Annotated in this window: 15 protein-coding genes; 14 read left to right on the top strand and 1 reads right to left on the bottom strand. The window is 52.3% G+C overall.

The window, feature by feature from the left end:
* Window positions 1-20: 20 nt before the first annotated feature.
* From acnA to hcp, 14 genes are all read left to right on the top strand, one after another.
* The gene (gene acnA, locus KI810_RS05665) at window positions 21-2,828 is read left to right on the top strand and encodes an aconitate hydratase AcnA (protein ID WP_214174476.1); all 2,808 of its coding nucleotides are present in this window, start codon (window positions 21-23) and stop codon (window positions 2,826-2,828) included.
* Window positions 2,829-2,842: 14 nt separating this feature from the next.
* A complete protein-coding gene (locus tag KI810_RS05660; RefSeq protein ID WP_214174475.1) occupies window positions 2,843-3,139 on the top strand; it encodes a Rieske (2Fe-2S) protein in 297 nt (98 codons plus the stop codon).
* Between the two features lie 91 nt (window positions 3,140-3,230).
* Window positions 3,231-3,932, top strand: coding sequence for a cytochrome c (locus KI810_RS05655; RefSeq protein ID WP_214174474.1), 702 nt, complete (start codon window positions 3,231-3,233; stop codon window positions 3,930-3,932).
* Between the two features lie 9 nt (window positions 3,933-3,941).
* Complete coding sequence (locus tag KI810_RS05650; protein WP_214174473.1) at window positions 3,942-5,273, top strand: cbb3-type cytochrome c oxidase subunit I; 1,332 nt, start codon at window positions 3,942-3,944, stop codon at window positions 5,271-5,273.
* A 73-nt stretch (window positions 5,274-5,346) separates the two neighbouring features.
* Complete coding sequence (gene ric / locus KI810_RS05645) at window positions 5,347-6,060, top strand: iron-sulfur cluster repair di-iron protein (RefSeq protein WP_281412540.1); 714 nt, start codon at window positions 5,347-5,349, stop codon at window positions 6,058-6,060.
* 74 nt (window positions 6,061-6,134) lie between these two features.
* Window positions 6,135-6,827: a hypothetical protein gene (locus KI810_RS05640; protein ID WP_214174471.1), complete on the top strand. Its 693-nt coding sequence runs from the start codon at window positions 6,135-6,137 to the stop codon at window positions 6,825-6,827.
* A gap of 92 nt (window positions 6,828-6,919) precedes the next feature.
* Window positions 6,920-7,846, top strand: a complete 927-nt coding sequence (locus KI810_RS05635) for a CopD family protein (protein WP_214174470.1) — start codon at window positions 6,920-6,922, stop codon at window positions 7,844-7,846.
* A 59-nt stretch (window positions 7,847-7,905) separates the two neighbouring features.
* Complete coding sequence (locus KI810_RS05630; RefSeq protein WP_214174469.1) at window positions 7,906-9,201, top strand: diguanylate cyclase; 1,296 nt, start codon at window positions 7,906-7,908, stop codon at window positions 9,199-9,201.
* Between the two features lie 77 nt (window positions 9,202-9,278).
* The gene (locus KI810_RS05625) at window positions 9,279-10,613 is read left to right on the top strand and encodes an FAD-dependent oxidoreductase (protein ID WP_214174468.1); all 1,335 of its coding nucleotides are present in this window, start codon (window positions 9,279-9,281) and stop codon (window positions 10,611-10,613) included.
* Between the two features lie 61 nt (window positions 10,614-10,674).
* The gene (locus KI810_RS05620) at window positions 10,675-11,163 is read left to right on the top strand and encodes a ferritin-like domain-containing protein (protein ID WP_214174467.1); all 489 of its coding nucleotides are present in this window, start codon (window positions 10,675-10,677) and stop codon (window positions 11,161-11,163) included.
* A gap of 14 nt (window positions 11,164-11,177) precedes the next feature.
* Entirely contained in the window at window positions 11,178-11,549 is a 372-nt protein-coding gene (locus KI810_RS05615) for a DUF488 domain-containing protein (RefSeq protein ID WP_214174466.1), read from the top strand.
* Window positions 11,550-11,787: 238 nt separating this feature from the next.
* Window positions 11,788-13,239: an ammonia-forming cytochrome c nitrite reductase subunit c552 gene (locus tag KI810_RS05610; protein WP_214174465.1), complete on the top strand. Its 1,452-nt coding sequence runs from the start codon at window positions 11,788-11,790 to the stop codon at window positions 13,237-13,239.
* A 68-nt stretch (window positions 13,240-13,307) separates the two neighbouring features.
* Window positions 13,308-14,003, top strand: a complete 696-nt coding sequence (locus KI810_RS05605) for a type 1 glutamine amidotransferase (RefSeq protein ID WP_214174464.1) — start codon at window positions 13,308-13,310, stop codon at window positions 14,001-14,003.
* A gap of 149 nt (window positions 14,004-14,152) precedes the next feature.
* On the top strand, window positions 14,153-15,754 hold the full coding sequence (gene hcp / locus KI810_RS05600; RefSeq protein ID WP_281412539.1) for a hydroxylamine reductase: 1,602 nt from the start codon (window positions 14,153-14,155) through the stop codon (window positions 15,752-15,754).
* Between the two features lie 11 nt (window positions 15,755-15,765).
* Here hcp and KI810_RS05595 read toward each other — a convergent pair whose 3' ends face one another.
* The gene (locus KI810_RS05595; RefSeq protein WP_214174463.1) at window positions 15,766-16,143 is read right to left on the bottom strand and encodes a hypothetical protein; all 378 of its coding nucleotides are present in this window, start codon (window positions 16,141-16,143) and stop codon (window positions 15,766-15,768) included.
* Window positions 16,144-16,323 lie beyond the last annotated feature (180 nt).

The raw sequence follows: 16,323 nt of genomic DNA, 5'->3' as shown, positions 1-16,323 counted from the left end.
TAACTAATGTGGAGGCGGTTATGGGAAATATGCTGAACAGTTTTGACTCCCTCATGACCCTTGAGGTCAGCGGTAAAAAATATCGGTACCATTCCCTGCAGGAGTTTTCCAAATCCGCCCGCTTTGATCTTTCACGACTCCCCTTTTCTTTGAAAATACTCCTGGAAAACCTCCTTCGCCGGGAAGACGGGGTAACCGTCAGGAAAGAAGATATAGAGGCGCTTGCCCAGTGGGACCCGGCGGCTGTCCCGGACAGGGAGATACAATTCATGCCGGCGCGAGTGCTCCTCCAGGACTTCACCGGCGTGCCGGCCGTCGCCGATCTCGCCGCCATGCGCGCGGCCCTGCATCGGCTCCAGGGGAAGCCTTCCCGCATCAACCCCCTGCAGCCGGTCGACCTGATCATCGATCATTCGGTGCAGGTGGACAGGTACGGCACTGTTGCATCGCTGAAGGCGAATTCAGCCATCGAGTTTGAACGTAACCATGAGCGCTACCAGTTTCTTCGCTGGGGACAGGGCGCGTTTACGAACTTCCGCGTCGTCCCTCCTGAAACCGGCATTTGCCACCAGGTGAACCTGGAGTACCTCGCCCAGGTCGCTATGACGTCGGAACTCAATGGTGCAACATGGGTGTACCCCGACACGCTGATCGGAACCGATTCTCACACCACCATGATTAACGGGCTGGGGGTGGTCGGATGGGGGGTAGGTGGTATCGAAGCGGAGGCGGCCATGCTCGGCCAGCCCTGTTCGATGCTCATCCCCCAAGTGGTCGGCTTCCGCCTCCTTGGCCGGCTCAAGCCTGGAGCAACGGCCACCGATTTTGTCTTGACAGTAACGCAGATGCTCCGCAGAAAAGGGGTCGTGGGGAAATTCGTTGAGTTCTTCGGCCCCGGCCTCGCCTCGCTTTCCGTGGCCGACCGCGCAACAATCGGCAACATGGCGCCGGAGTATGGCGCCACAATCGGCATCTTCCCGGTTGACGAGCAGACCACCGCTTATATGCGCCTTACCGGTCGGGAGTCGCTAGTACCGTTGGTTGAAACGTACTTCAAGGCACAAGGACTCTGGCACACGCCCGGTCAGTCTGAGTCGGCATACAGCGACACGCTGGAACTGGAACTCGGTACAGTCGAACCATGCTTGGCCGGACCCTCCAGACCGCAGGACCGGCTGCTGCTCAAGGATGTTCGTAGTTCCTTTCGCACATCACTGGTCACCCTCATGCAGCATGAAGCAGTAAAGCTGGATAAGGAGACCAGGGAACGATGGCTTGGCGAGGGAGGCTCGCCGATGACCGTTGCCCCGGAATTGACGGCACTCCATCCCGACCGGGAACTCGGAGCTCTGGGCCAGTGCGTACCGCTACGGCAACCTGACGGCACCGCGTACAGTCTCTGCCATGGCTCTATTGTTATTGCCGCAATCACCAGTTGTACCAATACCTCTAACCCCTCGGTGATGATAGCTGCCGGGCTTCTGGCTAAAAACGCGGTACGGCGCGGCCTTCAGGTCAAGCCGTGGGTAAAGACAAGTCTCGCTCCTGGTTCGAAAGTGGTAGCCGATTATCTTGTGGCCACAGGGCTGATGCCCTATCTCGAAGGGTTGCGCTTCCACCTGGTCGGCTACGGCTGCACGACCTGTATCGGTAACAGCGGGCCTCTGGCCGAGCATATCACCAAGGCCATCGTTGACGGCTCCCTGTCGGTTGCGGCGGTACTCTCTGGCAACCGTAACTTCGAAGGGCGAATCAACAGCTACATCCGGGCGAACTATCTCGCTTCCCCCCCGCTCGTTGTCGCTTATGCCTTGGCGGGAAACATCAACATTGACCTCACCCGCGATCCGCTTGGGATCGACCCGAATGGCCAGCCCGTCTACCTCAAAGATATCTGGCCTGCGGACGAAGATGTTGCGGAGCTTGCCCACAGCCATGTCTCCGCAGGACAATTTAACAACACCTATGGGGACGTTTTTAATGGCGGCGAACTCTGGAACGGGCTCGAAACACCAACCGGCGAACTTTACCGGTGGCAGGAGCAATCGACCTACATCAAGGAACCCCCGTTTTTTGCCGATTTCACGGCAGTACCGGCGCCGGTCGCAGACATCAGGGGCTCCCGGGTCCTTGTGCTCCTCGGGGATTCCGTCACTACCGACCATATATCCCCGGCCGGTTCGTTTGGAGAGGAGTCACCGGCAGGTCGCTACCTCATCTCTCTCGGCGTGAAGCCGCATGATTTCAACTCATACGGCTCCCGCCGCGGCAACCATGAGGTGATGGTCCGGGGGACCTTTGCCAATATCCGCATTAGGAATCGGCTGGTGCCGGGGGTGGAGGGGGGGGTGACCGTCTGGATGCCAACAGACGGCAAAGGGAGTGTGCAGATGTCCATCTATGATGCTGCCATGCGCTATCGCGAAGAGGCTGTCCCGCTCATCGTCATTGCCGGCAAGGAATACGGGACCGGCTCATCGCGGGATTGGGCCGCCAAGGGAACGCTACTCCTGGGAGTCCGCGCAGTGATCGCCGAAAGTTTCGAGCGGATCCACCGTTCCAATCTTGTGGGGATGGGGATACTCCCACTCCAGTTTATGCCAGACGCAACATATAGCTCTCTTGGACTTGGCGGAGATGAGCTGTTTGATATCGAGGGGCTCGAATCTCTTGCTCCGGCCCAGACACTCAGAGTCAAAGCACGGGCCATGGACGGAACCATCAGGGAATTCCAGACGCTGGTCCGCATCGATACACACAACGAGCTCGACTATTATCACCACGGCGGGATTTTATCATACGTGCTGCGCCAGGCATTAAAGAAGTAAAGGAGAATACTGACATGATTTTTGCCGCAAAACTTGCTGAGGTCCCCCTCTGGGGCAAGAAGCTCATCACCGTTAACGGGGAAGAAGTGGTGTTGATTAATGACAATGGCACTATTTCGGCTTGTGAAAACTATTGCCCACACCAGGGAAGTACGATGTTGGCAGGAATAGTCAAGGAAGGCGTCATCTCCTGCCCTCGGCACGGCTGGCACTACGATCTGCAAAGTGGCACTTGCACGGACCATCCGGGTTATACCCTGAAAACGTATCAGGTAGAAGTGGTCGGCGACGACATAATGATTGAATTATAAAGGTAGGACTGTCAAAGGCATCATATGCATGAAATCTGGTTAATGTCTGCGGCAACACGAATTTATACTAAGCCTCTAAGGAGACCATTCGATGACCAAAAAAATTGCTTTTTGGATTTTTCTGCTGGGCACTCTCTCCTCGGCAGTCCTGTTTCTTGGCCTGACGGTGGACACCCATCGTCAGGTTGCCTCTCTGTCCCACGCCGACAAGCTGTCGGAGAATGTGGTTGCCGGCAAGCGGGCCTTTGAAAAGTACAACTGCAACGACTGCCACACCATCCTCGGCTTTGGCGGTTACTACGCGCCCGACCTTACCAAAGTGGTGCAAAGAGTTGGTGAGGATGGTGTCCGCTACCGTGTCAGGCATCCTGAAGAAGCTTTCGCCAAGTCAGCACGGAAAATGCCGCAGCAGCATGTGTCCGAAGTGGAAATTGAAAATCTTGTTGCCTTCTTCAACTGGGTCGGTGAGATTGATAATGGCGACTGGCCTCCGCAGGACAGCAAAAAACGCCTGTCCCGCAGTGAGCAACGCCTGTCACTGGGAGCAGCGGTCTCTCCGGGAGCAGCGGTTTTTCAGACAAAAGGATGCATGAACTGCCATTCGCTGCACGGTGTTGGCGGAACCTTCGGCCCGGTATTGGATACCATCGGTCGCAAGTTGACTGTCGAGCAGATTGAACACTACATCAATAATCCCAAGAGTGTGAACCCCAATGCCAAGATGCCGCCGCAGACTGAACTCTCCGACCGTGAACGGGACGAAGTGGCAAAATTCCTGGGAAACCTGAAATAGGAGGACGTAATGGTGTATAAATCACAGAAAATTGCCAATTGGTATTTCACAATCGCCTTGTTCCTCTTTGTCCTCCAGGTAGTCATGGGGCTCTGGCTGATATCCAACTATGTCTTCACCATTCCGCAAGAGATCGTCAACGTATTTCCGTTCGCCACAGCACGGGCCATGCATACCAACCTCCTGGTTCTCTGGATGCTGCTTGCCTTTATGGGGGGGACCTATTTCATCGTCCCCATGGAAACCGAGAGCGAGATCTGGTCACCAAATCTTGCATGGTTTCAGTTGATCGCCCTAGTTGTAACAGGAGTTGTTGCGCTAATCGGATTTGCATTTGGCTGGACCAAGGGACGGCCACTCCTGGAGATTCCGCCGCCCCTTAACTACATGGTGGTGGTTGGTGCACTGGTCTTTTTGTTCAATGTCGGGATGACCATGTTCAAGGCCAGACGCTGGACCGTCATCCAGGGGACACTGCTTGGCGGCTTGGTTTTTCTGGCACTCCTCTATCTGGCCGGTATCCCTTTCTATCGCAATGAGGTAATTGACTGGTACTACTGGTGGTGGGTTATCCATCTCTGGGTCGAAGGAGCCTGGGAGCTGGTCACCGGCGCCATCATGGCCTTCATCCTGATGCGGTTGACTGGCGTGGATCGGCAGGTTGTCGAAAAATGGCTCTATGTTGAGATTGGCCTGTTCATGTTTACCGGAATCGCCGGAACCGGGCATCATTACTACTGGATCGGCGCTCCCAAATACTGGCTCTGGGTCGGCGGAGTCTTTTCCGCTCTGGAGCCGCTCCCCATACTGCTGATGGTCATTGACACCATGAACCACGTCCGTCATCGACATGCCAAAATTATCAATCCCCACACCTGGACCATTGCCGTGGGGTGCGCGGTGTTTCACATGATAGGAGCCGGTGTCTGGGGCTTCGCCCATACCCTGCCGCAGATCAACTACTATACCCATGGCTCCCAGGTCACCGTCTCCCATGGACATCTGGCTTTCTTTGGCGCCTATGCGCTCCTTAACCTGTTGGTTTTTTATTTTGCCATGCCCCGCCTGCGGGGGATCGAGATTTACCAGCCGACCCGCGCCAAACTTGGTTTCTGGACCATGTGCAGCGCCATGATGCTCATGGGACTCACCTTCGGCATTGCGGGTGTCCTGCAAAGTTACCTGGAGAGAGTGCTTGGCATGGGGTACATGACGGCCCAATCCTACATGCGGCTCTGGATGGGGGTCACGCTTGTGCTGGGGGTGTTTTTCTTGGGCGGCGTGCTGATTACCGTGTTTGATCTATTGTCACCAAAAGCTGCAACAGAGAGGCTGGATTGAAAACAGTTCAACATCAATGCAAAGTGTGAACGGCTTTTATTGCAGCCCCCCTCACCGTAAAAAGGAGATGACCATGAAAAAATCAATAACAGGGGACAATACCATCGGTGAGATTGTCGCCGCAGATTTCCGGACTTCCACAGTCTTTGAAAACCACGGCATTGATTTCTGCTGTGGCGGCAACGTTGCTCTCGCGGCGACCTGCACAGAGAAAAGACTCGATCTTGCCACGCTAACAAGCGAACTTGAGGCAGTGCAGAATGAACCGGTCGGACGGGACCAGAATTATTCATCATGGACGTTGCCGTTTCTCGCCGACTATATCGTCAATACCCACCATGTCTATCTCAAGGAAAATGATGAACAGATTGCCGCTTATGCCCGAAAGATTGCCGGTGTTCATGGGGCACACCATCCTGAAGTGATCCGGATCGCGACAATTTTCGAGAAGATCGCAACCGACATGGTTGGACACCTGAAGGAGGAAGAAGAGGTGTTCTTTCCAGCTCTCAAGCGTGCCGATGCGGCTAGAATTGCCGGTGTTACACCGGATGTCACGGATCGGGAAACTATCCGTGTATCCCTCATCAGGCTCCATCGTGAACATGAGGAGATCGGCGATGCCATCCATGAGATCCGCCATCTCGCAAAAAATTATGCGATCCCTGACGATGTCTGCAATACCTTCATGCTAACCTACAAGAAGCTCAGTGAGTTTGAGGATGATCTCCACAAGCATGTTCATCTGGAGAATAACATTCTCTTTCTGAAGGCGGCGCAACTTTAATATCGTGCTACTTTACGAGGGATTTGTGCCGGGTTTATTGTGATTGGTTCCAAGACAGTACAAGAAAGGAAGTCATGAAGAGGATCCTGAAATATGACTGGGATGCTATTGCCGGAATAATTGCGGCAGTTGCGGCAATTGTCATGCACATGTTGCATGTGGTTGAAGCGGAAGTCCTGTTAATGATCTCCGTTGTTCTCATCGCCCTGTTATTCCTGCGCGATTTACGCCGTGAGCGACAATCCGAACATATCGAAGCATCTCTTCACCAGACCGAAGTAACTGTCAAGGATATTCTATCTCAGCTGAGCCCACCGGATGCAGTGTTGGTCGGGCCACTGAGCATTCACCAGACGATGGAAGATTTTTCCCACCGAGCGTGCAATGAGATGTTGAGGTTCCACGTCTGCCCCGTCATGTTCAAGCGCCAGGAGTTATTTGATGCACTTCTCAAAACCGCTATCGAAAACCCCGCAGTAAAGTCGATCCAGTTTATCCTCGATACTAGTGATCGAGAGATGTGGGAAAGCGAAGTTATGCCAAAAATCAAGCGTTGTGCAAGCAAGAGTAAAGTTCGAAATACTATTTGGACCTCCATCTCAGGAGGAGTTTCAGCAGTCATCTCCGATCTTGACAAAGAGGGCAAAACTGAATGTTTGCTGAGTTTTTGGGGAGAACCGTTTATGGCAAGGACAGCCAGCCACAACGTGCCCCGTTATGTTTTCCAAGTGCAGAGTCATTCTGAACTGGTAGGACGAATGGTTTAAGTTGTGCGTACGGCTTGTCTGCATAAATGCTGAATCTAATCGCCCTCTGCAATCAGGTTTCAGTCCGCAAGACGATAGTAGGAAGGAACCTCATGTCTAAAATAGTTTTACAGCACCTTATCGGATTAATTCTTTTTACGTCATTCGCGATTTTGGTACCCCAGCAGGTTGGTGCTACCGAGGAGTATGCCAAGCAGACCGGCCAGGCATGTGCTGCCTGTCACCTTGATCCGGGCGGTGGCGGCGAACTTACAACAACAGGCAAGGCATTTGCCGAATCGCTCCGAGCTCAGACAGTAAATCCTGAAAGGAGCGCGTTCGTAAAAGGGTTCCGACTGGTAATTGGCTATTTTCACTTTCTGACTGCCATTTTTTGGTTCGGTACGATCCTCTACGTGCACTTAATTCTTAAGCCGGCTTATGCGGCAAGCGGTCTCCCACGCGGTGAACTGAGAGTCGGGATCGTCTCGATGATTGTCATGGGTGTAACCGGCTCTATCTTGACCTACTATCGGGTGTATTCATTGGACACACTCTTCCACACTCGCTTCGGCATTCTCCTGTTTATAAAGGTCTGCCTCTATCTGGTGATGGTGATCTCTGCCCTGTTCGTAATTACCGTCATCGGGCCGCGCCTCAAGGCAAAAAGGAAGGAGCTGTCGTCTGCGGATACGGCAGGTGGACTGACACTTGAAGATTTGACAGCATACGATGGGAAGGATGGTCGACCCGCTTATTTTGCTTTCGAGGGAAAGGTTTACGATGCGACCCAAAGTAAACTCTGGAAGCAAGGGGTTCACATGGGACGGCACAATGCCGGTAACGATTTGACGGAGGCACTGTCGCTTGCACCGCATGGTCGGGAGAAGTTGACTACCATGGCAACTGCGGGAGAAGTCATCGCTGCCGGTCCCCGAAAAGCTCCACTGCACGAACGGGTGTTTTTCTTCATGGCGCACATGAACCTTACGATTGTCTTTATCATCATCCTGATACTTTCTCTCTGGCGGTGGGGATAGACTGTGAAAAACAATCTCTGGCGGCCGAAACTACTAAATGTGGTATTTGGGTCAACACTATGCAGATCAAGCAACAATTACGTCTAACCCAGCCGGGAACCTATTCCCTGATTCTTGCCCTTGGTTGGACAATCGTCATTGCCGTATCGCTTCTGGTAAGCATTTCGGTTCATCGGCAGGAAATCGTGGCCATCGCCCAGAATGTTGCCAGAGCCTATATAGATAAAGATATCCTCTACCGCAATTGGAATGCCCTCCATGGCGGCATCTATGTGCCTGCAGATCGGGGACTCTCGCCCAATCCGTTCTACCCTCCGTCGATCCTGGAGCGGGATGTGACAACTCCATCCGGACGTCACCTTACACTGGTAAATCCTTCGTATATGACACGCCAGATTTATGAATACGCACTCAAGGAACATAAAGTGTCCGGACGGATTACGAGTCTCAAACCATTACGACCCGAGAACAGGGCCGACATTTGGGAGGAATCGGCGTTGCGGGATTTTGAACGCGGGGTCCAGGAAGTCAGCAGTGTGGTAACGGAGGGGAGAACTGGTTACGTGCGGCTCATGCGGCCTTTGGTGACAGAAGAGAGCTGTCTTCCCTGTCATGCCCACCAAGGGTATAGAAAAGGCGATATTCGCGGCGGCATCAGTATAAAATTGCCGATGACACTCTTTGAGTCAGCTACACGCAAACAGATCGAATTGCTCTGGGCAGGTCATGGCATCATCTGGTTGATGGGTCTTACCGGTCTGTATGTCGGCTACACGGGACTGAGGCGGCGCACTGAAGAACGCGACCGTGCGGAAGAAGAGCTGAAACGAGTGAATGCAATTCTTGAAAACCAGGCAACTACCGATTCTCTGACCGGTATCTGCAATCGGCGCAGATTTTTGGAATTGCTTCAGGCGGAAATACAAGAGGCAAAGCGCTACAGCATGCCGCTGGCGCTCATTTTCTTCGACATCGACCATTTCAAATCAGTTAACGACACCTATGGGCACGAAGCCGGCGACACCGTATTACAGGAACTTGCCCGCATCGTTACCAACATGATTCGCCAGACTGACATCTTCGCCCGCTTCGGCGGAGAGGAATTTGTCATTCTTGTACACAACAACGATGTTAGGACGGGGCGGGAACTCGCTGAAAAAATCAGATACACGGTGGGTGAACACCGGTTCCCGCTGATGGGCACCGTGACCTGCAGTTTCGGCGTTGCCCAGTTTTATCCGGACGACACACCGGAGACCATCATCAAGCGCGCCGATGATGCCATGTACGCCGCCAAGCAGGCAGGAAGAAACCGAGTCGAAACCCGTTGTGACTGCAATACCGGAACGGTTTAAACCAGATGCGTTTATTTGTCAGCACCCGAATGTTAAGTGGAAGGAGCTGCCAACATTAAGATGTTGGAGGTAATCAGATGAAAACAGTGATTATTGGCGGGATAGCCGGTGGACTGTCTGCCGCCAGCCAGATCAAGCGCGAAGACCACGGAGCGCAGGTGGTCGTCCTGGAAAAGTCAGGCGATGTTTCCTACGCTGCTTGTGGTATGCCCTACAATCTTTTCTACAAGGATAAGCCGGTCGAGGATCTCTATGCGATGAGCCTTGAAGCGATCCGCAAGGAACGCGGTATCGATTATCGGCTGCACAATGAAGTTGTCACTATCGACCCGCTACGCAAGGAGGTGACGGTTGTTGATCACCAGCTTTCTCGGGAATATCGTGAGAGTTACGATTACCTTGTGTATGCCACAGGCAATCAACCGAACAGGCTGACCCTTCCCGGATTTGATGATGCTGACGTCTTCTATTTCAAAACACTGGACGACACTCGATTGGTCAAAAGCATCATCTACGAAAAATCTCCTTCCAATGTCATACTCATAGGCTCCGGTTATACCAATCTTGAGCTGGTTGATGTCCTCTACAACATGAAGATCAAGCCGGTCATCCTTGAGAAGTCTGCCACGATCCTCCCTTCGTTTGCCGAAGAAATCCGGGCCAAGGTGCTTGAAAAGCTGGAGGAGAAGGGAATCAAGCTCCATACCAATGTTGATATCACTGAGAAGCAAGGTTCCGTGGTCAGGACTACAACCAGAGACTTCGAAGCAGGCATGGTGGTTGTTTCCATCGGCGTAAGACCGAATACGGCACTCTTCTCGTCTGCCGGCGGCGAACTGGGTGTTGGCGGAGCGGTAAAGGTCGACCGCTTTTTGCGGACAAACCTTCCTGATGTCTTCGCTGCCGGTGACTGTGCCGAGCACTACGTCCGCCAGCTCGGCAGGAACGGCTACATGCCGCTCGGCCCGGTGGCAAACAAGCAGGGACGGCTTGCCGGCAGCAATATCGTCAATAGTAATGCCATGAAGGAGTTTTACGGCATTGACCAGACCGCGGTATTCAAGTTCTTCGACCTGACGGTGGCCACCAGCGGTCTCAGTGAACGGCAACTTCAGGAGAACGGCGCAAACTATGTAAAGGTCTACGTGGACACTTCGACCAGGGGCGCATTTCCTGGAGGCGGCACCATGCGAGTACTGCTCCTGTTTGAAGAAGGGACAGGATTATTGCTGGGCGGGCAGATGATCGGGCAGGACGTCGTGGCAAAACGGCTCGATGTTCTTGCCACCGGAATATACAAACAGATGACGGTGTTCGAACTCGCCGAACTTGATCTGAGCTATTCACCTCTATATTCGCCGGTCTGGGATCCGCTCCTCATTGCAGCGAACAAGGCGATCAAGTACGTGTGAGTGGCAGTACGGAGGTGTTACAAAAAATCATTATCAAGAAAGAGGAGATAGGGAAATCACTATGAATGTTTTTGATTGTGCTATCAAAAGGGAAGAGGAGTCCGTGAAATATTACGAAAAGCTTGCGACGCTCTCCGTTGTTCCCGAATTAAAGAATCTTTTCACCATATTGGCGAAATCCGAACAGGGACATCACGATGCCCTGCTGGAAATGAAAGGGAGTATTGCTCCCCTAAAGTCCCAGTTCAATACACTGCCGGATGCAGAATGCCTTTTCGAACCTCTACTGGCAAAGCGTGACCTCATGGAGGAGCTCAAGGAAGACCCTGATGCTTACCGTAACGTTGTAAAGGAAGAGGAAGAGGGCATCCGATTTTACGAGGAACTGGCTGCGCAGGTAAAGGATGAGGGAACTCGCGAGACTCTGCTCTTGATCGCCGACGAGGAGCGGAAGCATTTGAGCATTGTTGAACATATATACTTCTTTGTTGAGTCACCGAAGTACTACCTCGCCAATGCCGAATTCAGTAACCTCAAGAAGTTCGACTAAAGTGTAAAAGTATCATGATACGAATCAAACGTGTATATGACCCGTATGAACCGGACGATGGTCCCCGCTTTCTTGTTGACCGCTTGTGGCCGCGAGGTATGAAGAAAGAAAACCTCCGTATGGATGGGTGGCTGAAAGATGCGGCCCCCAGCGATGCATTACGACACTGGTTCGGGCATGACCCTGCCAAGTGGGAGGAGTTCTGTCGTCGTTACGATGCTGAGCTGGAATACAACAGCGCTGCCTGGCGGCCCATCCTGGATATGGCAAGAAAACAGGACATTACATTACTCTACAGTGCCCATGACAATGAGCACAACAATGCCGTAGTGTTTCGGTCGTTTCTTGAGGCTCGACTGGCAGATGACTGCCAATGTGGAAGTTAATAATCTGGCGATGGCATCTCAAGACACGATCAGGAAGAGGTTGTTGGTATCTGTTAGTCCACTTTTATCCAAGGTGGTTCTGCCAGAGAAGGCTTCAATATTAAAAAATGAGATTCAAATAAGTTGTATGCAAGTAAATTTTGACGTGGATCAAGTTATTTATTGCATGTAGGAGTAATAACTAACGCAGAAGTTAGTAGCTGTTGCAGTCAAATAAACCGGCCAAGGGAGGTAGGATATGCAAATGAAACACACAAGGGGATACGCCGTGCTGGCTATTCTGGTAGCCACGGCAGTCTGGTCAGGATGCTCGCCGAAAAAGGTGGAGCCTATGAAGACTGTCGCCATTGAAGACGGCACAATTGACCCGGCCGAGTGGGGTAAAGTATATCCACTTCAATATAAACTCTGGCGGCAAACTGGTGAACCGACCCCCGCCGGCAAGAGCAAATACAAAAAAGGCTACGATGTCGGCGAGGACCGTCGTGACAAGCTCGATGAGTATCCGTTTCTGGCGCTACTTTACAACGGCTGGGGTTTTGGCTCCGAATACCGCGAACCGCGTGGACACTTCTTCATGGTTCAGGATCAGCTTGAGGTCGACCCCGGGCGAGTGAAAGCCGGGGGCTCATGCCTGACATGCAAAACTCCCTACGCCCCGATACTTGAAAAACAGATGGGGAAAGCCTATTTCTCAACTCCTTACAAGGAAGTGCTGGCGAAACTTCCGAAGGATCAGCAGACCCTCGGTGTCGCCTGTATTGACTGTCACGACAACAGGGGGATGGCTCTCAAGATTTCCCGTGGTTTCACGTTAGGAAAGGCGCTCAAGAAGATCGGTGCAGATGAGGAAAAGCTCACTGCGCAAGAAAAACGGACCCTGGTCTGCGCCCAGTGTCATGTCAGTTACATGATCACCAAAGATAAGGAAATGCATTCGACGGATGTCGTCTTTCCCTGGCAGGGTAGCAAAGTTGGCAACATAAGCATTGAAAATATAATTGCCGAGATCAAGAGTTCACCTGCAAACCTGGAGTGGACGCAGAGCGTGACCGGCTTCAAATTGGGCTTCATTCGTCACCCTGAGTATGAGCTTTTCTCCAACAACAGCCCACATTGGGCAAACGGTGTAAGCTGTGCGGATTGTCACATGCCGACCGTTACAAGGGATGGTCAGAAAGTCTCGGACCATAGAATCATGAGCCCGCTGAAAAATGACCTGATCGCGTGCGCCGCCTGCCATACCGAGACATCGCAAGTGCTCCGCGATAAGATCTTTGCTATCCAGGATCAAACCATGATCGTGTATCTGAAGGCGGGCTACGCAACGGCAACCGACGCCAAGCTTTTCGAGATAGCGAATAAGGTCGAGGCATCCGGTAAAAAGATCGACAAGGCTCTTTACGCTCAGGCACGAGAGCAGTACGAACAGGCATTCTATCGGCTTATATTCATAGGAGCGGAGAACTCTAACGGTTTCCACAACCCAACAGAAACCATGCGTGTTTTGAACGATGCAGCAAAATATGCCGCGTCCGCCGATTCACAGCTCCGCAAACTGCTTGCGCAGGCGGGAGAGAAGGTGCCGGAAAAGATTGACCTTGAGCTTTCAAAATACACGAACAACCGAGGCGTGAACAAGATCATGTTTAGGCCGGAACACGAGATAAAATCACCTGAAGTTAAGTAAAATCAGCTCTGGGGGGGCATGCGTATGCCCCCCCAGTATTTATCAACATTCGTGAATTGGATAATAGATTGAAAGTTCATGTGCTTCAGCATGTGCCTTTTGAAGGTATCGGGAGTATCAGGCTATGGTTAGAGAAGCATGGAGCTGACGTTAGCTATACTCGTTTCTTCGAGGATCATGATTTGCCACAAGCGGATAATTTTGACCTTATAATCGTAATGGGCGGGCCAATGAGTGTTAACGACGAGTTACGCATTCCATGGCTGCGTCAGGAAAAACAGCTGATTCGCGAAGCAATAGATTTTGGTGTCTCTGTTGTGGGTATTTGCCTTGGAGCACAACTCATTGCCAGTGCACTTGGAGCTCGTGTATATAAGAATGCCCAGAAAGAAATAGGGTGGTTTCAAATTGAAGCAAATCAAAATGTGACTAACAATTTTAATTTCCCCGAAAAATGTAAAGTCTTTCACTGGCACGGCGAAACATTCGACCTGCCCAGCGGAGCTGTCTGCCTTGCTAGAAGCGCTGCCAGCGAAAACCAGGCCTTTCAATTTGGACAAAATGTTATCGGATTGCAGTTTCACCTCGAAACAACACCAGAAAATGTTAACGCTATCTTGAAGAATTGTCGTGGTGAATTGATTCCAGGGCCTTACATTCAGACTGAATCGGAAATGAGGGCGGTAAATAATCCTGCTTATGAAGAGATCAATAGTCTTATGGGGAAAGTGCTATCTTATGTCACACGTGGCTACAAGTTGTGATTATTTGAAAAAGCGAGAACCCGGCTTTTACCTGATTTTTGACTACTGTCAAACACGGATAGTAGAAAACAACGGTATCATTTGTCTTCATCCAATTCAGAATTCACCAATCCAGGCTATTGGAACAACAAACAAAAGGAGAAACACAAATGAGTATGTTCTGTAACCAATGCGAGCAGGCTGCGAACGGCACCGGCTGTCACATTTCCGGTGTATGTGGTAAAAAACCTGACGTGGCAGCCCTGCAAGATCACCTGATCTACGGACTCAAAAGCCTGGCGCTGTATGCCAACGAGATCGGCCGTAACGCCGAGATCGACCGTTTCACTATCGAGGGGCTCTTCACCACTGTCACTAACGTCGATTTCGAAGCAGCCCGCATCGGCGGCCTGATCAAGCGATGCTATGAACTGAAAGAAAAAGCAAAATTGCTGGCCGGCGTAACCATTTCCGGTCCGGTAGCCGACTGGAAACCGGCCGATGACCTAGCCGGCATGACCAGCCAGGGCGAGCAGCACGGCATCAACACCCAGCATGTCAACGAAGACATCCGTTCCGTGATCGAGATCGTGATGTACGGCCTGAAGGGGATGGCCGCCTATATGGACCACGCCATGATCCTGGGTAAGACCGATAATGACGTTATGGCCTTCTTCCAGAAAGCGCTGGCCGCTACTACTGACTCCAGCCTGGGTCTGATGGATTTTGTCGGCCTGGCCATGGAGTGCGGCAAGCACAACCTGACCGTCATGGGCCTGCTGAACGCCGCCCACACCGATACCTACGGCCACCCGGTACCGACTCCGGTACAACTGGGAACCAAGGCCGGCAAGGCCATCCTGGTTTCCGGCCACGACCTGAAAATGATGGAAGAGATCCTCAAGCAGACCGAAGGCAAGGGCATCAATGTCTATACCCACGGCGAGATGCTGCCGGCTCACGGCTATCCCGGCCTGAAAAAATACGGCCACCTGGTAGGCAACTTCGGCGGCGCCTGGCAGGATCAGGCCAAGGAGTTCGTCAACTTCCCTGGCGCAATTATCTTTAATACCAACTGTATCCAGCGCCCAGCCGATTCCTACACCGACCGCCTCTTTACCTGGGGTCTGGTGGCCTGGCCCGGCGTCAAGCATATTGACGGCTGGGATTTCAGCCCGGTAATTAACAAGGCCTTGGAGTGCCCAGCCTTGCCGGAAAACCCCGGCCAGGAGATCCTGACCGGCTTCGGCCACAACGCTGTGCTGGGCGTGGCCGACAAGGTCATAGCCGCAGTCAAATCCGGCGATATCAAGCACTTCTTCCTGGTGGGCGGCTGCGACGGCGCCAAATCAGGCCGCAACTACTACACCGAATTTGCTGAAAAAGCTCCCAAGGACACTGTCATCATGACCCTGGCCTGCGGCAAGTACCGCTTCAATAAGCTGGATTTCGGCGATATTGGCGGTATCCCCCGTCTTCTGGACATAGGCCAGTGCAATGACGCCTATTCTGCCATCCAGATCGCCGTAGCCCTGGCAGGGGCATTCGAGTGCGACGTCAACGACCTGCCGCTCTCCATGGTTCTTTCCTGGTACGAGCAGAAGGCGGTCGTCATCCTGCTGACCCTGCTCTCCCTGGGAATCAAGAACATCAAACTCGGGCCGACCCTGCCGGCCTTCATCACCCCCAACGTGCTCAACTTCCTGGTGGAGAACTTCAACGTCGGTCCGATCACCACGGTCGATGCCGATATGAAGGCCATGCTGGGATAACTGAAAAATAACTACCTATGAACAATGAGCGCCTCGCGGTTAACTGCGGGGCGCTCATTGTTTACGGCAGGGAGAAACGCTTCTGCATGCACGTCCATCCGCTGGCGCATGGTGCCTTCGGAGAGAACCTGGGCAGAACCAAGGGCCTCACGGAAAAAGTCGTCGGTTCGATACTGTTCCACGGCGACGAAATCACTCTTAGCCTGGGCAAGAATCCCGCAGTAACTCTTGATGACATCTGCATGAGAGATACTGTCATTTGCGGGGACTGCTGCGGCAAGAGATGATGCAAGGGAAGTGAAACGGTTCATGGCTAGGCCAACAAGGGCAAGCCCAGAGTGGGAGGAGTAGAATTCATCTTCGGACTGCTCTATGATGAAACGCTTCATTGGATTCAACTGCAGGGTTAGTTTTTGTTGCGTAGCAAAATAGCTCAATTGTCAAAGGACATCAATTAGTTACATCTGTTAAAATCAATTTACTTTGTCTTTGTCGTCACGGAGTCAGGAAAATCGTTGTGATAAATTACAAATTTTGACCTAGGTCAAGGTGGGAATTCGTTTTATATC

This window comes from Geomobilimonas luticola (assembly GCF_018476905.1).
Classification (GTDB): domain Bacteria; phylum Desulfobacterota; class Desulfuromonadia; order Geobacterales; family Geobacteraceae; genus Geomobilimonas; species Geomobilimonas luticola.
Note: the sequence above shows the minus strand (reverse complement) of the source record. Positions and strands in the feature narration are given on the sequence as shown.